This window comes from Mycobacterium mantenii, assembly GCF_010731775.1.
In the GTDB taxonomy this organism is placed as follows: Bacteria; Actinomycetota; Actinomycetes; order Mycobacteriales; family Mycobacteriaceae; genus Mycobacterium; species Mycobacterium mantenii.
Genome location: NZ_AP022590.1, coordinates 2212632 through 2232133, shown reverse-complemented (window position 1 = coordinate 2232133; position 19502 = coordinate 2212632). Strand labels below are relative to the sequence as shown.

The 19502-nt window shown below is 67.5% G+C and carries 17 protein-coding genes and 2 pseudogenes; 14 read left to right on the top strand and 5 right to left on the bottom strand.

All coding sequences use genetic code 11. The features are described 5' to 3' along the window. Positions 1–47: 47 nt before the first annotated feature. The 7 genes from dnaJ to era are packed head-to-tail and all read left to right on the top strand — an operon-like array spanning position 48 to position 7186. The gene (gene dnaJ, locus G6N50_RS10060; protein ID WP_083095733.1) at positions 48–1193 is read left to right on the top strand and encodes a molecular chaperone DnaJ; all 1146 of its coding nucleotides are present in this window, start codon (positions 48–50) and stop codon (positions 1191–1193) included. Between the two features lie 18 nt (positions 1194–1211). Continuing rightward, positions 1212–2060, top strand: coding sequence for a 16S rRNA (uracil(1498)-N(3))-methyltransferase (locus G6N50_RS10055; RefSeq protein WP_083095736.1), 849 nt, complete (start codon positions 1212–1214; stop codon positions 2058–2060). A gap of 57 nt (positions 2061–2117) precedes the next feature. Further along, positions 2118–3176 (top strand): PhoH family protein, encoded by a 1059-nt coding sequence (locus G6N50_RS10050; RefSeq protein ID WP_083095739.1) that lies wholly within the window; start codon positions 2118–2120, stop codon positions 3174–3176. An 18-nt stretch (positions 3177–3194) separates the two neighbouring features. After that, positions 3195–3728 carry an rRNA maturation RNase YbeY gene (gene ybeY, locus G6N50_RS10045; protein WP_083095742.1) on the top strand — a complete coding sequence of 178 codons (534 nt, stop codon included), beginning with the start codon at positions 3195–3197 and terminating at the stop codon, positions 3726–3728. Continuing rightward, entirely contained in the window at positions 3725–4987 is a 1263-nt protein-coding gene (locus tag G6N50_RS10040) for a hypothetical protein (protein WP_083095744.1), read from the top strand. Before ybeY ends, G6N50_RS10040 begins: the two co-directional genes overlap by 4 nt. Next, entirely contained in the window at positions 4984–6294 is a 1311-nt protein-coding gene (locus tag G6N50_RS10035; RefSeq protein ID WP_083095747.1) for a hemolysin family protein, read from the top strand. The genes G6N50_RS10040 and G6N50_RS10035 overlap by 4 nt, the downstream gene beginning before the upstream one ends. Beyond that, positions 6287–7186 (top strand): GTPase Era, encoded by a 900-nt coding sequence (era, locus tag G6N50_RS10030; RefSeq protein WP_083095749.1) that lies wholly within the window; start codon positions 6287–6289, stop codon positions 7184–7186. The genes G6N50_RS10035 and era overlap by 8 nt, the downstream gene beginning before the upstream one ends. Before the next feature lie 267 nt (positions 7187–7453). Here era and G6N50_RS10025 read toward each other — a convergent pair. Further along, positions 7454–7608, bottom strand: a pseudogene (locus G6N50_RS10025) (Orn/Lys/Arg family decarboxylase); the annotation flags it as partial. Beyond that, entirely contained in the window at positions 7605–9089 is a 1485-nt protein-coding gene (locus G6N50_RS10020; protein ID WP_083095752.1) for an amidase, read from the bottom strand. The pseudogene G6N50_RS10025 and the gene G6N50_RS10020, both read right to left, overlap by 4 nt. Before the next feature lie 61 nt (positions 9090–9150). Between G6N50_RS10020 and recO the strand changes: the two genes are divergently transcribed. Genes recO through G6N50_RS10005 form a run of 3 tightly spaced genes read left to right on the top strand, consistent with a single transcriptional unit; the run spans position 9151 to position 11286 of the window. Then, positions 9151–9948, top strand: coding sequence for a DNA repair protein RecO (recO, locus tag G6N50_RS10015; RefSeq protein WP_083095754.1), 798 nt, complete (start codon positions 9151–9153; stop codon positions 9946–9948). After that, positions 9941–10858 carry a decaprenyl diphosphate synthase gene (locus G6N50_RS10010; RefSeq protein ID WP_083095758.1) on the top strand — a complete coding sequence of 306 codons (918 nt, stop codon included), beginning with the start codon at positions 9941–9943 and terminating at the stop codon, positions 10856–10858. The genes recO and G6N50_RS10010 overlap by 8 nt, the downstream gene beginning before the upstream one ends. After that, positions 10858–11286, top strand: a complete 429-nt coding sequence (locus G6N50_RS10005; protein WP_083095761.1) for a hypothetical protein — start codon at positions 10858–10860, stop codon at positions 11284–11286. The genes G6N50_RS10010 and G6N50_RS10005 overlap by 1 nt, the downstream gene beginning before the upstream one ends. Positions 11287–11290: 4 nt before the next feature. Here G6N50_RS10005 and G6N50_RS10000 read toward each other — a convergent pair whose 3' ends face one another. Together G6N50_RS10000 and G6N50_RS09995 are read right to left on the bottom strand one after the other, a co-directional pair. Beyond that, a complete protein-coding gene (locus G6N50_RS10000) occupies positions 11291–11686 on the bottom strand; it encodes a Fur family transcriptional regulator (protein WP_083095764.1) in 396 nt (131 codons plus the stop codon). Between the two features lie 49 nt (positions 11687–11735). Beyond that, the gene (locus tag G6N50_RS09995) at positions 11736–12158 is read right to left on the bottom strand and encodes an ArsR/SmtB family transcription factor (protein WP_083095767.1); all 423 of its coding nucleotides are present in this window, start codon (positions 12156–12158) and stop codon (positions 11736–11738) included. Positions 12159–12348: 190 nt separating this feature from the next. Here G6N50_RS09995 and G6N50_RS09990 point away from each other — a divergent pair, with 190 nt between their 5' ends. From G6N50_RS09990 to G6N50_RS30060, 3 genes and pseudogenes are all read left to right on the top strand, one after another. Continuing rightward, positions 12349–13740 carry a glycine--tRNA ligase gene (locus G6N50_RS09990; RefSeq protein ID WP_083095854.1) on the top strand — a complete coding sequence of 464 codons (1392 nt, stop codon included), beginning with the start codon at positions 12349–12351 and terminating at the stop codon, positions 13738–13740. Between the two features lie 256 nt (positions 13741–13996). After that, complete coding sequence (locus G6N50_RS09985) at positions 13997–15211, top strand: PPE family protein (protein ID WP_083095769.1); 1215 nt, start codon at positions 13997–13999, stop codon at positions 15209–15211. Between the two features lie 509 nt (positions 15212–15720). Continuing rightward, a pseudogene (locus G6N50_RS30060) lies at positions 15721–15886 on the top strand (hypothetical protein); the annotation flags it as partial. A 169-nt stretch (positions 15887–16055) separates the two neighbouring features. Here G6N50_RS30060 and G6N50_RS09975 read toward each other — a convergent pair. Continuing rightward, the gene (locus G6N50_RS09975) at positions 16056–18041 is read right to left on the bottom strand and encodes a TPM domain-containing protein (RefSeq protein WP_083095775.1); all 1986 of its coding nucleotides are present in this window, start codon (positions 18039–18041) and stop codon (positions 16056–16058) included. A 144-nt stretch (positions 18042–18185) separates the two neighbouring features. Between G6N50_RS09975 and G6N50_RS09970 the strand changes: the two genes are divergently transcribed. After that, the gene (locus tag G6N50_RS09970) at positions 18186–19451 is read left to right on the top strand and encodes a deoxyguanosinetriphosphate triphosphohydrolase (protein ID WP_083095778.1); all 1266 of its coding nucleotides are present in this window, start codon (positions 18186–18188) and stop codon (positions 19449–19451) included. Positions 19452–19502 lie beyond the last annotated feature (51 nt).

Here is a 19502-nt window from a genome sequence, read left to right as displayed (position 1 = left end):
AACAGAGTGGGTAGGCGCGGGAAAAACCAGATATAGGAGAGTCAAGCGTGGCACGCGATTACTACGGGCTGCTCGGCGTGAGCAGAAACGCCGGCGACGCGGAGATCAAGCGCGCCTACCGCAAACTGGCGCGCGAACTGCATCCCGACGTCAACCCTGACGAGGCCGCGCAGGCGAAATTCCAGGAGATCAGCGCCGCCTACGAGGTGCTGAGCGACCCCGAGAAGCGGCGGATCGTCGACATGGGCGGGGATCCGCTGGAGAACGCCGCCGCTGCGGGCGGCGGGTTCGGCGGATTCGGCGGCCTGGGCGACGTGTTCGAGGCCTTCTTCGGTGGCGGCTTCAGCGGCGGCGGGACCGGCCGCGGCCCGATCGGCCGGGTCCGGCCGGGCTCGGACTCGCTGCTGCGGATGCGGCTCGACCTCGAAGAGTGCGCCACCGGGGTGACCAAACAGGTCACCGTCGACACCGCGGTGCTGTGTGACCGATGCCAGGGCAAGGGCACCAACGGCGACTCGGCACCGGTCCCGTGCGACACCTGCGGTGGTCGCGGCGAGGTCCAGACCGTGCAGCGTTCGCTGCTGGGTCAGGTGATGACGTCACGGCCGTGCCCGACCTGCCGCGGCGTCGGTGTCGTCATCCCCGACCCGTGCCACCAATGCATGGGCGACGGCCGGGTGCGGGCACGCCGTGAGATCAGCGTCAAGATCCCCGCCGGTGTCGGCGAGGGCATGCGGGTGCGGCTCGCCGCCCAGGGTGAGGTCGGGCCCGGCGGAGGCCCAGCCGGTGACCTGTACGTCGAGGTGCACGAACAGCCCCACGACGTCTTCGTCCGCGAAGGCGACGACCTGCATTGCACGGTGTCGGTGCCGATGGTCGACGCGGCGCTGGGCGCCACCATCACCGTCGACGCGATCCTGGACGGCATCAGCGAGATCACCATCCCACCCGGAACCCAACCGGCTTCGGTCATCACGCTGCGTGGCCACGGCATGCCGCACCTGCGGTCCGGCACCCGTGGCGACCTGCATGTGCACGTCGAGGTGGTGGTTCCCGCCCGGCTGGACCACCGCGACACCGAACTGCTGCGTGAGCTCAAGACCCGCCGCAGCCGCGACGTGCCCGAGGTCAACTCGACCCACGCCGGCGGGGGACTGTTCAGCCGGCTCCGCGAAACCTTCACCGGGCGCTAGTCGGGGGAAGGCGCGCAGATGGTCGCGACCCTGTTCTATCTTGACGACCTGCCAGAGCCCGGTTCGCTCGCCGTGCTGGGCGGTGACGAGGGTTTTCACGCCGCTACTGTGCGCCGAATCCGCCCAGGTGAGCAACTCGTGCTCGGCGACGGCGCCGGAGCCCTGGCCCACTGCGAGGTGGAGCACGCCGGGCGCGACGGGCTGCGCGCGCGGGTGCTCGAGCGCTGGAGCGTCGCGCCCGGTTCCCCACCCGTGACGGTGGTGCAGGCGCTGCCGAAGTCCGAGCGTTCGGAGTTGGCCATCGAGTTGGCCACCGAGGCCGGCGCCGACGCTTTCCTGGCATGGCACGCCGCGCGGTGCGTGGCCAGCTGGCAGGGCAACCGGGTCGACAAGGGCCTGCGCCGGTGGCGGGCGGTCGCCCGGTCGGCGGCGCGGCAATCCCGTCGGGCGCACATTCCGCCGGTCGACGGCGTGCTGTCCACCGCGGCGTTGGCTCAGCGAATCCGCGATGACGTTGCGGCTGGCGCGACTGCGCTGGTCTTACACGAGTCGGCCACCGATCCACTCGTCGGTGTCGAGCTTGCGGAAGCGACATCAGTGCTGCTGGTGGTCGGTCCCGAAGGCGGCATCACGGAGGACGAGATGGCCACGTTGTCCGACGCGGGCGCGGCGGCGGTGCGGCTCGGTCCCCAGGTGCTGCGGACGTCGACCGCTGCGGCGGTGGCCCTGGGCGCCCTCGGTGTGCTGACCCCACGCTGGGAACAGCGCGGCGAGGTCCCGGCAAACGGCCACGTGCTGCAGGTTCGCGACACCGGCCCGCCGTCGAGTACGTTGCTGAGCACTGACCAAACCGGGCCCTCGGCGTAGACTGAGGCAGCCCCGCAACCCACCGACAAGCCCGAGAAAGCAGGCATCGAGAGCCACGTGACGCCCCGCGAGACCAGCGCTGCTGACGCAGCCGCCGCTGTCCCGTCCTCTGCTCAGGTTCGCAGCAGCATCGACGTTCCGCCCGATGTCGTCATGGGCCTGTTGGGTTCGGCGGACCAGAATCTCCGGGCTTTGGAGCGCAGCCTGAAGGCGGACCTGCATGTGCGTGGCAACGCGGTCACCGTTGCGGGTGAGCCCGCCGACGTCGCGCTCGCCGAGCGGGTGATCTCCGAGCTGGTCGCCATCGTTGCCGGGGGTCAGCCGTTGACCCCGGAGGTGGTTCGCCACAGTGTCGCCATGGTGGCCGGCACCGACAACGAGTCGCCGGCCGAAGTGCTCACGCTGGACATCTTGTCGCGGCGGGGGAAGACGATCCGGCCCAAGACGCTCAATCAGAAGCGCTACGTCGACGCCATCGATGCCAACACCGTCGTCTTCGGGGTCGGCCCGGCCGGCACCGGCAAGACGTATCTGGCGATGGCCAAGGCGGTCAACGCCCTGCAAAGCAAAGAGGTAAGCCGCATCATCTTGACTCGCCCGGCCGTGGAAGCCGGTGAGCGCCTTGGCTTTTTGCCCGGAACGCTGAGCGAGAAGATTGATCCGTATCTGCGTCCGTTGTATGACGCGCTGTACGACATGATGGATCCCGAGCTGATCCAGAAGCTGATGACCGCCGGGGTCATCGAGGTGGCGCCGCTGGCCTACATGCGCGGTCGCACCCTCAATTCCGCGTTCATCGTCCTCGACGAGGCGCAGAACACCACCGCCGAGCAGATGAAGATGTTCCTCACCCGGCTCGGCTTCGGATCGAAGATCGTGGTCACCGGAGACATCACCCAGGTCGACCTTCCGGGCGGCGCCAGGTCGGGCCTGCGCTCGGCGATGGAAATCCTGGACACCGTCGATGACATTCACGTCGCGGAGCTGACCAGTGTGGACGTGGTCCGCCACCGGCTGGTCTCGGAGATCGTGGACGCCTATGCGAAGTTTGAAGAGCCCGGTCTGACGATGAACCGGGCGTCTCGGCGGGCCACGGGCTCGCGCGGTCGCCGATGATGGTGCGGTGAGCGGGTTATGAGCATTGAGGTATCCAACGAATCGGGTATCGACGTCTCCGAGGCCGAACTGATCAGCGTCGCGCGGTTCGTCATCGCCAAGATGGACGTCAATCCGGCGGCCGAGCTGTCGATGGTGCTGCTGGACACGGCCGCGATGGCCGACCTGCACATGCGGTGGATGGACCTGCCCGGTCCGACCGACGTGATGAGCTTTCCGATGGACGAACTCGAGCCGGGTGGGCGTCCGGACGCCCCCGAGCCGGGCCCCTCGATGCTGGGCGACATTGTGCTCTGCCCGGAATTCGCGGCCGGCCAGGCCGCCGCGGCAGGGCACAACCTGGGGCACGAGCTGGCCCTACTGACCATCCACGGGGTGCTTCATCTGATCGGCTACGACCACGGCGAGCCGGCAGAGGAAAAAGAGATGTTCGCCCTTCAGGACCGGTTGCTCGAAGAGTGGGTCGCCGAGCAGGTCGAGGCGTACCACCAGGACCGCCAACAGGAGCGGGACCGCCGATTGCTAGACAAGTCAAGGTATTTCGACAATTGAGGCCACTCAGCATCTTGGCGGCAGCCGCCATCGCATTCGCACCTTTGTCGGTGTTGGTCACGACCACCGAGGCGCAGGCCGCCCCGTGCGCAGGCCCCGGATCCAACCCCGTCGCCTGTCAGCACTGCATGTTCTACGTGAACGCCTATCACACGGCGAACGTCTGCAACGAGGACCGCCGCGGGGTCCAGGGGCCTCCGAGCAACGCGCCTACGCGGGCTCCGGAAGTTCCCATCCCGGTGTACGAGCCGCCCCCGATGCCACCGCCGGCGCAGAACCCATTGGTCCTGCCGCCGCCGAACTCGGGTCAGAGCGTTCCGGCGCTGGAGATCAACCCGCCGGGCCCCGACGCGCCGCGCAACGCCCCGGTCGTGGCGCCGCCGAGAGGGCTGGATGCGCCGTCGCTGGCGATCGCGGCGGCCAAAGCCGCACCGGTGACGCGCGTCGACCCCGCCAACCCGCCGAAGCCGCCGACCCAAATGGATTTCAACCAGCAGGTGCAGAACGTCGTGAGTTCCCACCGGGAGAACGTCGACATCCTCAAGATCGACGATCAGAAGTTTGTCCGTCCGCGCCACTGGGACTACATCGACTACGACGATGCCTATCGCCGCCCGACCATCTACAACCCGCTCAATCAGCCGATCACGTTCCGCTACCTCTATAACGGGGCCTACCAGCAGGCCTACCTGGCGCGCGGCGCCCGGATGGTGCTCGACGCCACGACCGTCGGCGTCGTCCCGTTCACCGCGGTCGGCGACAGCTACGTGGCGGCTGGCAGCTTCTACGGCGGAGGGTCAATACCGTTGAACGGCTACAACGGTCCGCCGCCGCCCGATTACAGACCGCCGGCGCCCCCGAAGCTGTACGAGAACGTCACGGTGTCCGTGCCCGCCAAGAGCGAGACCGTCGAAGTGGGCCACGTGGCCGTGGTGGGTCACGACGGCAGTCAACCCGCGGGCGGCCAGGACACCTTCCTGTTCGACGACTCCACTCTGGCTTGGGGGCAGGTCGACAACTCCACCAGCGCCCCCGCCCAGCTCAGGGTGATCAAGACCCAGCCGACGCCGGGCGTCGGTCCCACCGACGACGGCAGCTTCCTGGTGCTGCTGGCAGTTCACCACCAGGAACCCGGCGAACCCCACCAGTCCGGGTGGACCCTGGCGCTGCGCTTCGGGGGATTCGCGGTGGTGGTGGGCCTGATCGCGTGGCTGCTGGCTCGACGGAGCCGCACCGAGGAGCAGAACGCTGACACATGACCGGCTGGTCTGAGCTGCTCGGCGCGGTGGCGCTGATCGCGCTGGGTGGATTGTTCGCGGCGATCGATGCGGCCATCAGCACGGTGTCGCTGGCCCGGGTTCAGGAGTTGGTGCGCGACGAGCGGCCCGGCGCGGTGGCGTTGTCCAAGGTGATGTCGGAGCGGCCCCGCTACATCAACCTTGTCGTGCTGCTGCGGATCACCTGCGAGATCACGGCGACCGTGCTGCTGGTGGTGTTCCTCTATGACAACTTCGGGCTGCGCTGGGGATTGTTCGGCGCCGCGGCCATCATGGTGGTGACCAGCTTCGTCGTCATGGGGGTGGGGCCGCGTACCCTCGGCCGTCAGAACGCCTACTCCATTGCGTTGACGACAGTTCTTCCCCTGCAAGCGATTTCGTGGCTGTTGATGCCGATCAGCCGGTTGCTGGTGGTGCTGGGTAACGCGGTGACTCCGGGCCGCGGCCTGCGGAACGGGCCGTTCGCCTCCGAGATCGAGTTGCGCGAAGTCGTTGATCTGGCCCAGCAGCGCGGTGTGGTCGCCGCCGAAGAGAGACGGATGATCCAGTCGGTCTTCGAGCTCGGTGACACCCCGGCCCGCGAGGTGATGGTGCCGCGCACCGAGATGATCTGGATCGAAAGCGACAAGTTCGCCAGCCAGGCGATCAACCTGGCGGTGCGCAGCGGGCATTCCCGAATCCCGGTGATCGGCGAGAACGTCGACGACATCCTCGGCGTCGTGTACCTGAAAGATCTTGTGCAGCAGACTGTTTTGTTGGGCGACGGCGGCAGGACCCCGCTGGTGTCGAAGGTGATGCGGCCGGCGGTATTCGTGCCGGACTCCAAGCCGTTGGACTCGCTGCTGCGGGAAATGCAGCGAGACCGCAATCACATGGCTCTCCTCGTCGACGAGTACGGTGCGATCGCAGGTCTGGTCAGCATCGAAGACGTGCTGGAGGAAATCGTCGGCGAGATCGCCGACGAGTACGACCAGGCCGAAACGGCGCCGGTAGAAGATCTGGGCGACAAACACTTCCGCGTGTCGGCGCGGTTGCCGATCGAAGACCTGGGCGAGCTGTATGACGTGGAGTTCGACGACGATCTCGATGTCGATACCGTGGGCGGTTTGCTCGCCCTGGAATTGGGCCGGGTCCCGCTGCCGGGCGCCGAGGTGGTCTCCCACGGTGTGCGGCTGCAGGCCGAGGGCGGCGCCGACCACCGGGGCCGGGTGCGGATCAACACCGTCCTGCTCAGCCCGGCCGAATCCGACGGTTCATCCGACGGCGAGGTGTCCGCCCAGGATGACTGAATTCCGTTCCGGTTTCGTATGTTTGGTCGGTCGCCCCAACACCGGGAAATCGACACTGACGAACGCGCTCGTCGGGACCAAGGTCGCGATCACCTCGATGCGGCCACAGACCACCCGGCACACCATCCGCGGCATCGTGCACCGGGAAGACTTCCAGATCATCCTGGTCGACACCCCCGGGTTGCACCGGCCGCGCACCCTGCTGGGCAAGCGCCTCAACGATCTGGTGCGCGACACCTATTCCGAAGTCGACGTGATCGGGCTGTGCATCCCGGCCGACGAGACGATCGGTCCGGGAGACCGGTGGATCGTCGAGCAGATTCGCGCGACCGCACCGAAGACGGCCCTGGTGGCCATCGTCACCAAGATCGACAAGACGCCCAAGGATCGGGTAGCCGCGCAGTTGGTGGCGGCCAGTGAGCTGGTCGGCGACTCGGCCGAAATCGTCCCGGTGTCGGCGGTGACCGGGGCGCAGGTCGACATCTTGATCGATGTGCTGGCCGCGGCGCTGCCGCCCGGTCCGGCCTACTACCCCGACGGTGAGTTGACCGACGAACCCGAAGAGGTCCTGATGGCCGAGCTCATCCGCGAGGCCGCCCTGGAGGGCGTTCGCGACGAGCTGCCGCATTCGCTGGCGGTGGTCATCGACGAGGTCAACCCGCGGGAGGATCGCGACGACCTGATCGACGTGCATGCCCTGCTCTACGTCGAACGCGACAGCCAGAAGGGGATCATCATCGGCAAGGGCGGTGCCCGGCTGCGGGAGGTCGGCACGGCCGCGCGCGCCCAGATCGAAAAGCTGCTGGGCACCAAGGTTTACCTCGACCTGCGCGTCAAGGTCGCCAAGAATTGGCAGAGCGACCCCAAACAGCTTGGCAGGCTTGGTTTTTAGCGCTGGCATTCGGTGGGCGAGTCCGGCGCGCGATCCGGCCGGCGCATGCCCCGCCGGCGACGGCGACGCCCCGCCCGGCGATGGCCACGCCCCCTCGGCCCAACCGGCGCACCCCCGCGGCGGCCGCCACACGCCCCGCCCGGCCTCCGATCAATAGGTGAGTTTCATTCGTGCTAGCGCCGGTGCTAGCGCAATCGGGAAAACCCACATGCCAGGCACAGGCTACGCATGTGGCTCATGTGAGTGGTGATGCGAATCATCGCCACATCAGGCGAGCACCCGGATCGTCTGCAACGACGGATCCGCGGCGTCGGGTAGGTTCATGCCGGCCTCGACGCCCGAGCAAAGGTAGTCCAGCACAGCCTCATTGAGGCGTTCACCGGGAACGACGGCGAGATGCCCGGGGGATAGGGCGTGATCAGCCGTTGATCCCGCCGGGCGGCTCCGCGGTCTCGTCCCACCACGGCTGCGGCTGTTGGCTCGCCCATCCGCATACGGCTTCCAGCTCTGCGGCCAGCGAAATCAGCATGCCCTCGCTGTTCGCCGGGCCCATCAGCTGCACACCGATCGGCAGACCGTCGGACGTGAAGCCCGCCGGGACGTTGATCGACGGCCAGCCCAGGACGTTCCACGGGAACGTCAGCGGGCACGCCGCGACCATGGCGCGGTCGGTGCCGAAGCCGCCCAATCGGTCGAAGGCGCGCGCCAGCGGCGGTGGCTGCGCGGTGGTCGGCGCCAACACGACGTCGACGATGTCGAAGATCGAGCCCACCCGGCGCTGGTCGGCCGCTTCGTGGCGGCGTGCGGTGCGCAGGATCGCCTGTCCCAGCACGGCGCCCACGCGCAGGTTGGACAGTGTGCGGGGATCCAGCACGACGCCGTCGCCCAGCCGCTCTTCCCAATCCCGGAGGCCCGAGGTCGACCGGGCGAGAAAGTCCCACGACAGCCGCATGCCGTAGTCCGGGTTGCCGGGCACCACGGTGTGGCCGAGCAGCTCAAGTTGCTTACCGACGGCGCGCGTCGCGGCCAGGATCTCCGGGTGCAGCTTCGGACGAAAACCGGTGTACGGGAACCGGGTGGACAGCGCGATGTTCAGCGGGCCCGGCGCCTTCCCCACATAGTCGGAGGCGGTGATCCGGGGCGGCTGGTGCCGGTCGCCCTCGACGTTGCCGGACGCGGCGTCGAGCACCAGCGCCGCATCGGCCACGGTCCGGGCCAACACGCCGTTGACCGTGATGCCGTTGAACGCCTCCGGCAACGGCCAAGTCGAGATGCGTCCGCGCTGCGGCTTGATACCCACCAGGTGCGTCCACGCCGCCGGGATGCGGATGCTACCGGCGCCGTCCGAGCCGATGGCGGCGGTGACCAGGCCGGCCGCCACCGCCGCGGCGCTGCCGCCCGACGATCCGCCCGGGGTGTGCCGGCGCGACCAGGGGTTGCGGGTATGCCCGAAACCGGGCCCGCTGGTGAACGGCCATTGGCCGAGTTCGCAGGTGTTGGTCTTGCCGACGATCACCGCGCCGGCCGCCTTGAGTCGCCGGACCACCTCGGCGTCCTGCACCGCGGGCGCGACCGACCCCTCGGTCCCGAAGGCGGTCGGCACCCCGGCGACGTCGACATCGTCTTTCACGGCGATCGGAATCCCCAGCAGGGGAGCGGTGTCGCCGGCCGCGCGGCGCCGGTCGGCCTCCGCCGCGTCGGCCAGCGCCGACTCGGTGAGCACCACCCGAAAGGCGTTCAGCGTGGGCTGGCTGGCGTGGATGGCGTGCAGGGAGCGACCCACCAGTGTGGTGGACGTCACTGACCGGCTGGCCAGCTGATAGAGCAGGTCAGTCAGTGTGGGCAGGCGCCGGCGGCGGGATCCGGAAATGGACCCAGGACCCGACCCAGAAGCGCCAATCACGGGGTACGAGACTAACGGCGCGGATACCCGTAATGTCGCGGCGGGGTGCAAAACTATTGTGATGCGGCTATACCGAGACCGAGCTGTTGTGTTGCGCCAGCACAAGCTCGGCGAAGCCGACCGGATCGTTACCCTGCTCACTCGTGATCACGGGCTGGTCCGCGCGGTGGCCAAGGGCGTGCGCCGCACCCGCAGCAAATTCGGTGCGCGACTGGAGCCGTTCGCGCACATCGACGCGCAATTACACTCCGGCCGCAACCTCGACATCGTCACCCAGGTCGTCTCGATTGACGCGTTCGCCACCGACATCGTCAACGACTACGGCCGCTACACCTGCGGCTGCGCCATGCTGGAAACCGCCGAACGCCTCGCCGGCGAGGAGCGGGCGCCCGCCCCTGCCCTGCACGGGCTCACGGTGAGCGCGTTGCGGGCGGTGGCCGACGGGCGCCGGTCCCGGGATCTGCTGCTGGACGCCTACCTGCTGCGTGCGATGGGCATTGCCGGATGGGCGCCGGCGCTGACCGAGTGCGCCCGTTGCGCCACGCCCGGTCCGCATCGGGCGTTCCATGTCGGCGTCGGCGGCAGCGTCTGCTCACACTGCCGCCCGGCCGGTTCGACGACACCGCCGCCGGGGGTGCTGGATCTGATGTCCGCACTGCACGACGGCGATTGGGACTTCGCCGAAGAGACGCCGCAATCGCACCGCAACTACGTCAGCGGTCTGGTGGCCGCGCACCTGCAGTGGCATTTGGAGCGCCAGCTCAAGACGTTGCCGCTCGTGGAACGGACGTATCACGCCGACCGCACCATCGCCGAACAGCGCGCGGCGCTGATCAGGCAGGATATGGACTGTGGCTAAACTCTGGGCCGGCGGCTCTGACCAAAAGGCTGAGCGCGCCACGGCGGCAGCCGATTTCCCGCAGTTGCCGCCCGCGCCCGACGATTATCCGGTGTTTCCCGACAAGTCGACCTGGCCGGTCGTCTTTCCGGAGCTGCCGCCGTCGGCCGACGGCGGCCCGTGCCGCCCACCGCAACACATCTCCAAGGCGGCCCCGCCCAGAATCGAGGCCGATCGGTTGCCCAATCATGTGGCCATCGTGATGGACGGCAACGGCCGCTGGGCCACCCAACAGGGATTGACCCGTACCGACGGCCACAAGGCGGGTGAGGCCGTGGTCATCGATATCGTCTGCGGTGCAATCGAACTCGGCATCAAATGGCTCAGCCTCTACGCCTTCTCCACCGAAAACTGGAAGCGTTCCCCCGAAGAGGTGCGCTTCCTGATGGGGTTCAACCGCGACGTGGTGCGCATGCGCCGGGTGAACCTGAACGCGATCGGCGTCAAGATTCGGTGGGTGGGTTCGCGGCCTCGCCTGTGGCGCAGCGTGATCAATGAGTTGGTGATTGCGGAGGACATGACCAAGGGCAACGACGTCATCACCGTCAACTACTGCGTCAACTACGGCGGTCGCGCCGAAATTGCCGAAGCCACAAAGGAAATCGCACGCCTGGCCGCGGCCGGACGGTTGAACCCGGAGCGCATCACCGAGTCGACCGTGGGGCATCACCTGCAGCGGCCCGACATCCCCGACGTGGACCTGTTCCTGCGGACGTCGGGGGAGCACCGGTCCAGCAATTTCATGTTGTGGCAGGCGGCGTACGCCGAGTACGTGTTCCAGGACAAGCTGTGGCCCGACTACGACCGCCGCGACTTATGGGCGGCGTGTGAGGAATACGCCTCCCGCAACCGCAGATTCGGGAGCGCATAGTGCCGTCGTTGCAGGAGCGTCTGGCGTCGATACTCGGCGACGTCCTTCCACTCGAGGAGGAGGCCGACGGCGCGGTGACGGTGCGCCACGGCGGCACCATCGCCTCGTTGCGGGTGGTGAACATCGCCGAGGGCCTCGATCTGGTATCGCTCACCCAGATATTGGCCTGGGATCTGCCGCTGACCAAGAAGATCAGCGAGCAAGTGACGAAACAGGCCCGCGACAGCAACTTCGGCAGTGTGAGCCTGATCGAGAAGGTCAACGATAAGGCCGTGCAACGCAATTCGGGCAAAGGCGCATCCAAGACCGCCGACGTGATGCTGCGTTACAACTTCCCGGGCGGCGGCCTGACCGACGAGGCCCTGCGGACCTTGATCCTGTTGGTGCTGGACACCGGCGCCGAGATCCGTCGGGCTTTGACGGCGTAACCGGCTAACGGCCGCCGCAGTCCGAACAGGTGCCGAAGATTTCAATCGTGTGGCTGACGTCGGAGAAGCCATGTTTGGCGGCCACTGCCGTCGCCCACTCCTCGACCTCGTGATCGCCCACCTCGATGGTGGCGCCACAACTGCGGCACACCAGGTGGTGGTGATGGTGCTCCGAACACCTGCGGTAGACCGATTCACCGGTGTCGGTGCGCAGCGTGTCGATCATCCCCGCCGCCGCCATCGACTGCAGCGTCCGGTAGACCGTCGTCAACCCGATGTTCTCGCCGCGGCGGCGCAACTCGTCATGCAGCTCTTGCGCCGAGCGGAACTCGTCGAGCGTCTCCAGCAGCGTGGAGATCGCCGCACGCTGCCGGGTGGAGCGGACGCTGGTTCCTGTCATTGGCGCGGCTCCTTCTCAGCGCTGCGCGCTGCATCGTCGCCGACGCGGGTCATTGGCGCGGCTCCTCACTCGCGTGCGCGACGGCGTCCACCACGATGTGCGCGAGGTGATGGTCGGCGAGCCGGTAGAGCACTTCGCGACCGGATCGCTCCCCGGTGACCACCCCGGCCGCCTTGAGAATCTTCAGATGCTGGCTGACCAGCGGCTGGGGCACGGCCAGCGCATCCACCAGCTCGTGCACGCAGCGGTGGGACTCGCGCAATTGCAGCACGATGGCGATGCGCACGGGCGCGGCCAGCGCGCGCAACAGCTCCCCGGCGGCATCGAGGATGTCCCGCGGCGGCGGAACGGGGTATGCCGCGGCTCTGGCATGCCCACCGGGGGCGAGCGCGTCGTGGCCGTGGGCGACCGCGCCCACGCCCGGGTCGTTCGCGGCGGCCGGAGCCGGGGGAGAAGATGACGGGGACGTCATGGGAGCGGCATCACCTCGAGAAGTGCCAGGTAGTGGGAAAGTATCCGCCATTGAATATCGTTATCGGCTGCCTTCCACTGTCACATGCATGATGACGCATGTCAAAGAGCGCGGCGTCGATCGCTACCATGACTGATGCTCTGCGCTGCGTGGCTGACCGCCGCGCGTGCCCGCCAAATCCGGAAAGGGAGTGCACCGCCCCGTGGCGTCCGTCATCGACACCGTAGTGAACCTGGCCAAGCGCCGCGGCTTCGTCTTTCCCTCCGGGGAGATCTACGGCGGCACCCGGTCGGCGTGGGATTACGGCCCGCTGGGCGTGGAGTTCAAGGAGAACATCAAGCGGCAGTGGTGGCGCTCGGTGGTCAGCGGTCGCGACGACGTCGTCGGGCTGGATTCGTCGATCATCTTGCCGCGCCAGGTGTGGGTGGCCTCCGGCCATGTCGAGGTCTTCCACGACCCGCTGGTCGAGTCGTTGATCACCCACAAGCGCTATCGCGCCGACCATCTCATCGAGGCCTACGAAGCCAAACACGGCCATCCGCCGCCCAACGGGCTGGCCGACATCCGCGACCCGGAGACCGGCGAGCCGGGCCAATGGACCGAGCCGCGCGAATTCAACATGATGCTCAAGACCTACCTGGGTCCGATCGAGACCGAGGAGGGCCTGCACTATCTGCGTCCGGAGACCGCGCAGGGCATCTTCGTCAACTTCGCCAACGTGGTGACGACCGCCCGCAAGAAGCCCCCGTTCGGTATCGGTCAGATCGGCAAGAGTTTTCGCAACGAAATCACCCCGGGAAACTTCATTTTCCGGACCCGTGAGTTCGAGCAAATGGAGATGGAGTTCTTCGTCGAGCCGTCGACCGCGAAGGAATGGCATCAGTACTGGATCGACACGAGGCTGCAGTGGTATGTAGAGCTGGGCATCGATCCGGAGAACTTGCGGTTGTTCGAGCATCCGGCCGACAAGCTTTCGCACTACTCCGATCGCACCGTCGACATCGAGTACAAGTTCGGTTTCGCCGGTAATCCGTGGGGCGAACTGGAAGGTGTCGCGAACCGCACCGATTTCGACTTGTCTACGCACGCAAAGCATTCCGGCGTCGACCTGTCGTTCTACGACCAGGTCACCGACACCCGCTACACCCCGTACGTCATCGAGCCGGCCGCCGGTCTGACGCGGTCGTTCATGGCGTTCTTGATCGACGCCTACGTGGAGGACGAAGCCCCAAACGCCAAGGGCAAGATGGAGAAACGCACCGTTTTGCGTCTGGACCCGCGGCTGGCTCCGGTCAAGGCGGCGGTGCTTCCGCTGTCCCGCCACGCCGACCTGAGTCCCAAGGCGCGGGACTTGGCCGCCGAGTTACGCAAGTTCTGGAATATCGATTTCGATGACGCCGGCGCGATCGGGCGACGGTACCGGCGCCAGGACGAGATCGGCACGCCGTTCTGCGTGACGGTGGATTTCGACTCACTCGAGGACAACGCCGTGACGGTGCGCCGGCGCGACGACATGTCCCAGGAGCGGGTCGCGATGAATGCCGTGTCCGATTATCTGGCGACGCGCCTCAAGGGCTGTTAATCGCCCGATCGCGGGGCCGTCTTGTAGGTAGATTCTTCCGTTGCGGCGGCGCCCGTCTCGTCGACCCCCGTTGGTGCTGACGCGCCATCGCTGAACACCGGATTCGCGAAATAAACTTTGCCTAAAAGTCCGGCGTACGGCGGTGAGGTTGCCTTAGGATCACCTCTGGGCCATAAGTGGATAGCTAGTCGCACCGCGGGCGGAAGTCGAACCGTCCGGGGGCGGAGCCGTTGACACGGTCAGTTGGGGTTGGCGAATGATTCCCTCGTTTGTGTTCTTCCCTCCTGAGATCAACTCGGCCTTGATATTTGGCGGCGCGGGCGCCGGACCTCTGTTCGAAGCGGCCTCGGCGTGGGACGGGCTGGCGGTTGAGCTGTCGACCTCGGCATCGTCTTTTCAAACCGTAATTTCGGATCTGGTCGGTGGCGCCTGGATGGGGCCGTCGTCGATCTCGATGACCGTGGCCGCGGCGCCCTATCTGCAATGGCTGGTCATCGCGGCGGCACAAGCCGAGGTGGCGGCCTTGCAGGCCCGGATCGCGGCGTTGGCCTTCGAGGGGGCTGTGGTGGCGACGGTGCCGCTACCGGCGGTGCTGGCGAATCGGGCCCGGCTGCTCGTCTTGATCGCGACGAACTTCTTGGGCATCAACACGGCCGCGATCGCACAGACCGAGCTCGAGTACCTCGAGATGTGGGCGCAGGACGTGGCCGCGATGCTGGGCTATCACGCCGGGGCGCAATCGATGGCGCAGGCATTGCCGGAGTTCAGCGTGCCGCCCCCGGCCCCGAGCGGTGGCGGAGCGTCCGCGGGGCTGGCGGGCCTGGCCGACTTGGTGACGGCACCCCTGAATTTCGCGTCGCAGTTCTTCCAGGGCTTGTCCTCACTGGGGACCGCGTTCGTCACCGAGCTGCAACCGTTGTTGTCGGTGTTCTCGCCGGCCGTCTCGTTGCTTTCCTCAACACCGGTAGCAACATTGACGACGGTGGCGCAGGCCGGCATGTATCCGGCGGCCGCGCTGATGACGCCGATGGTGACGCTCGCCCACAGCCCCGGCCCGGCGGCACCCGCCGCGTCGGCGCCGCTAACGGCACCGACGTTGGTCGGCGTGACCAGCCCGCCCCTCAACTCGTCACACAGCACCGGTAGCGCGTTATCCGACCTGCAGCCGTTGGCCGGCGGGGGGTTGGGCGCCTTGGGCATTGCGACGGCCGGCCTGGGTAGCGCGCGCTTCATCGGGTCGATGTCGGTGCCGGCGGCGTGGGAAGGGTCGATGCCGGCGTACATCGCGACGCCGGCGATGTCGGGTGTGGGCTCCGGGGCGCCGGCCGCGGCGGCGGCCGCGTCGGGCAGTGGTGTGCCGGTGGCGGCGATGCCGGTCGGGGAGAAGAACACCGAGGGCGAGGACCGCGGCACCAAGGCGGAAGTGGTGAGGTCTCGTCCCAAGGTGGTTCCGCGCAACCGCCCGGGATAGTGCGTCGGTGCTGCTGTTGCAGACGTGAATGGTGTGCAAAACAGCGAGAATTCAATACCTTGGTTATGTAAGCTTTGCGCCGGAATCCGTGTTGTATCCGCAGCGCGGAATTATCTGATGCGTCTAGTGAAAATCGTGGGGGCCGGTCCGCTCACACACCGGATGGACCGATTAGCGTGGCACGCTCCAAACCTCGTCCGTCCGTCGGATTCAACTGCCGTCGAGTTGTAAAGTGTTGTGCGGCAACGATTGTGTGATCACCGATCCGTTGCATGAAGATTTGAGTCAGCCATGAATTTCTCCGCGTCGGCCATCCGGGGGACGATGCCCGGCGTCCGCGATCGCGGACCCGGCCGGGGGCCGCGCGGCTGTTGAGCGTGCGCTCAACCAAGGAAAAATTGGCAATTCCCGCATATTTTCTTCACTTTGTCTTACGATGTGATCCGGTTGGTGTAAGTAGATTCGCCACAGCGCCCGAACGCTCTAATCGGCTGTGGAAGGGGGCAGGGGTGCTATTGCCTCTCGGTTCGCCGTTGCCGGATGACACGGTGTCGGCAGTTCGAGGTGAGTCCGGCGTGCTCGGTGGCCTGTCGGTCCCACTCAGATGGGGCGTGGTCGTCCCGCCGGATGACTACGACCACTGGGCGCCCAAGGTGGAAGCCGGCGCCGAAGTTCCCGAAGAGACGGTTGACGTTCCCCGCCCGACTGCGGTCGCAGACGGTGTGTGGAGCGGGTGGGAAGGCGACACCGTGCCACGTTCTCCGGGCGTGATACCGCATTCCCCGGCCGCTGGTTGAGACTCAGACAACCCAGGGCGCGGACGATCGCCGGCGTTGGGCGTTGTTCAGAATCGGCCGCCGCCACCCAGGAAACCGCCACCGGACGAACTGCCGCCGAATGACGTCGGGCTCCAGCCGCCGAATCCGCCCCGCATGCCTCCGCTGAGGACGTTGCCGATAATGATGCCGCCGAGCATCGCACCCATGTCACCGCCGCTGCGGCCCGCGTAGGCGCGCTGCGCCGTTTGCACGTCGTCGTTGGCCAGGGATTGCGCCGTGGCGGCCAGCGTCGATGCCGCGTGGGCGTGGGCGATGGCCTCGGTGGGCAGCGTCGAGCGTTTGTCCTCGGCGGCCTGTAGATGCCGTTTAGCCTCGGCCAGCCGGGTGCGCGCTTCGGGTCCGATGCTGCCCCGCCGCGTGTCGATGTAGTCCGACACCGCACGTACCCGCGACTGCGCGGTGAACAACGCCTGCTCCAAAGCCCGGTTCAGCTGCTCGACCGCGGCTTGCTCTTGGGCCAGCGTGGCGAGTAGCCCGTTGAGCCCGGCGTCGGCTTTGGTCAGCTGTCCGAAAGCGCCCAGCGGATCGTCGGAGGCACCGGCCCGGGCGCGCTCGACGGCCCCGATGGCGGCGTCGCGCGCGGCAACCAGATCACCGGTGTGCGTGGTTTTGGGGTTCGGTGCCTTCTGCAGCAGGTCGTCGGCGCGCTTGATGTCGTTCTGGATATCGGTCATGGCCGACGGCAGCCGGTCAATCGCGTGCTGAATGTCGGTGGCCGCGTTGTCCACCGCGTCGAGCAGTGCGCGCGCCTGGCCCAGCGCCGATTCGGCGGCGCGCACGGCATCGACCAAACCGGCCTGTTTCCCACTGACAGCCTGGGCGGCAAGCTCACGGGCGCTGCCGATATTGCGGTCGGCGAACGCCAGCCGCTCCTTGGCCGCCGTGACATTGCCGGACACCGAAGTCAGCGCGGCGGCGCTGAAGTCGTTGTGCAGTGCGGCAAGTCGTTGCTCGGCCGGCGCGATGCGGGTGGTGAGTTCCACGTACTGCTGGGTCAGTGAGTCCAGCCGGGTCGGGGCGTTGATCACCAGATCGCGCAACTTCTCGAAGGCCTCGGTTTGCGACTCCAATTCGCGGTCGGCGCGCGCGGCCGAGACGATCACCTGGGTGAGCAGTTCGCGGTGCTGCGCCGGGGTCTCGGGCGTTTGATCGTCGAGTTGCTGGCGGATCGTGAAGGCCTGGGACAGAGCCGCTTTCGCCTTGGTCACGGCCTGGGTGAAGGGCTGGGTCCGCTCTTCGCCGAATTCGGTGACCGCCAAATCCAATTCGTTGGCGCTGGTGCGTAACGCATTGTCGACGTCCACCACCAGTTCGCGGGACAGGTCGTCGAGCGCCTGTGGCGACACCCCGGCCAGCGCCGCGGCATCGGTGGGGTCGACTCGCCGTGCCGCGGCCAACGCCGCGGCGCGGCGGCGCCGGCCGCGATAACGCATGACCAGCAACAGGACTCCCAACGCGAGCAGAACGCCCACCAGTACGGCCAGCAGCGCCACCCGGCCCGTTGACCCCGGCGAGGTGTCGAGTCCGTTGGCCGCCGCGACGGCAGCACCGCTCCAATCGCCGTTGTGCAGGGCGGGCTCGATCTTGTTGTGCCGCAACTTGTCGACCTGATTCGCGTTGACGCCCTTGATAGTGGACGGCACCAGGAAGGCGTATTCACGACCGCCGGTGCCGACCGCCAGCAGCGCGTCGTAGGTGCCCAGGTCGCTGTCGCTCATGGTGCGTTGTGCCCACCCGGTGGCGGTCTGCCCGGAGAAGTTGTCGACGTAGACCACCCACAGCCGGATGTGGCGATCGGTGTACAGCTTGTCCAGGGCAGAGTTCACCGCGCCGCGACCGGAATCCGACAGGGCTCCGGCGTGGTCAGTGATGTAGTCGGCCAACCGGAATGGCGGTTGCGCGTTGGCGGGCGGCGCGAGGAGGAACCCGCCGCCGCAGCCGACCGTGAGGATCGTCGCGATGACGGCGATCAGGCGAGCGGTGCAACGCATAGGGCCAATCTAGCCCCGCGACGATGCAGGCCTGTAGGCCTGAGGAGGAGTGGGGCGGTTGGGCATAGCCCCGCGACGATGCAGGCCTACAGGCCTGAGGAGGAGTGGGGCTTCGGCGGGCATTCCCTGGCAGACTGTGCGTCGGTGACCGGGAATCAGCACGACCCATACGACGACTTCGACCGTCAGCGACGGGTGGCCGAAGCGCCGAAGACTGCGGGTCTGCCGGGTACCGAAGGTCAGCACCGCACCGACTTCGCCCGGGACCGCGCGCGGGTTCTGCACAGCGCCGCGCTGCGCCGACTGGCCGACAAGACCCAGGTGGTCGGGCCCCGAGAGGGTGACACACCGCGCACCCGGTTGACGCACTCGCTCGAGGTCGCCCAGATCGGGCGGGGAATGGCGATCGGGCTGGGCTGCGACCTCGACCTGGTCGAGCTGGCGGGGCTGGCCCACGACATCGGCCACCCGCCCTACGGCCACAACGGCGAACGCGCGCTCGATGAGGTCGCGACGGACTATGGCGGCTTCGAAGGCAACGCCCAAAACTTCCGGATCTTGACCAGCCTCGAGCCCAAAGTCCTTGATGCACAAGGCAACAGCGCGGGGTTGAACTTGACTCGTGCCTCGCTGGACGCGGTGACCAAGTATCCGTGGCCCCGGCGCGAAGGGCTGCGCAAGTTCGGGTTTTACGACGACGACCGCGAGCCGGCCGCCTGGGTTCGGGCGGGTGCGCCCGAGGGCCGGATGTGCCTGGAAGCGCAGGTCATGGACTGGGCCGACGACGTCGCCTACTCGGTGCACGACGTCGAGGACGGTGTGGTGTCGCAACGCATCGACTTGCGGGTGCTTGCCGACGATGACGAGGCGGCCGCGCTGGCCAAACTGGGCGAGACCGAGTTTTCCCGGGTGCGCGCCGACGACTTCATGGCCGCCGCGCGGCGGCTCTCCGCGCTACCGGTGGTCGCCGCCGTCGGCAAGTACGACGCCACGCTGGCGGCGTCGGTCGCGCTCAAGCAGTTGACCAGTGAATTGGTCGGCCGGTTCGCCTCGGCCGCCATCGCCACCACCCGCGCGGCGGCCGGTACCGGGCCGCTGGTGCGCTACCGGGCCGAGTTGCAGGTTCCCGACCTGGTGCGTGCCGAGGTCGCCTTGCTGAAAATCCTCGCGCTGCAGTTCATCATGTCCGACCCCCGACATCAGGAAACCCAGGCCGGGCAGCGTGAACGCATCCATCGGGTGGCGCACTGGCTGTATGCGGGAGCGCCCCGAACGCTCGACCCCGTCTTTGCTGCGGCCTTCAACACCGCGACCGGCGACGGTGCGCGGTGGCGCGTCATCGTCGACCAGATCGCCTCCTATACCGAGGGCCGGCTCGAACGGATCGACGCCCGCCAGGGCGGGCCGTAGTCGCCCGTCGCCGATAAGTCGTCCGGTCCGGCGATCGGCGCGGCCGCCGCG

Excerpts from the sequence above, each read along its gene's own strand:
- G6N50_RS10055 (WP_083095736.1), top strand. The coding sequence starts at position 1,212 with ATGGTCGCGACCCTGTTCTATCTTGACGACCTGCCAGAGCCCGGTTCG.
- ybeY (WP_083095742.1), top strand. The coding sequence starts at position 3,195 with ATGAGCATTGAGGTATCCAACGAATCGGGTATCGACGTCTCCGAGGCC.
- G6N50_RS10035 (WP_083095747.1), top strand. The coding sequence starts at position 4,984 with ATGACCGGCTGGTCTGAGCTGCTCGGCGCGGTGGCGCTGATCGCGCTG.
- era (WP_083095749.1), top strand. The coding sequence starts at position 6,287 with ATGACTGAATTCCGTTCCGGTTTCGTATGTTTGGTCGGTCGCCCCAAC.
- recO (WP_083095754.1), top strand. The coding sequence starts at position 9,151 with ATGCGGCTATACCGAGACCGAGCTGTTGTGTTGCGCCAGCACAAGCTC.
- G6N50_RS10000 (WP_083095764.1), bottom strand. The coding sequence starts at position 11,686 with ATGACAGGAACCAGCGTCCGCTCCACCCGGCAGCGTGCGGCGATCTCC.
- G6N50_RS09995 (WP_083095767.1), bottom strand. The coding sequence starts at position 12,158 with ATGACGTCCCCGTCATCTTCTCCCCCGGCTCCGGCCGCCGCGAACGAC.
- G6N50_RS09985 (WP_083095769.1), top strand. The coding sequence starts at position 13,997 with ATGATTCCCTCGTTTGTGTTCTTCCCTCCTGAGATCAACTCGGCCTTG.
- G6N50_RS09975 (WP_083095775.1), bottom strand. The coding sequence starts at position 18,041 with ATGCGTTGCACCGCTCGCCTGATCGCCGTCATCGCGACGATCCTCACG.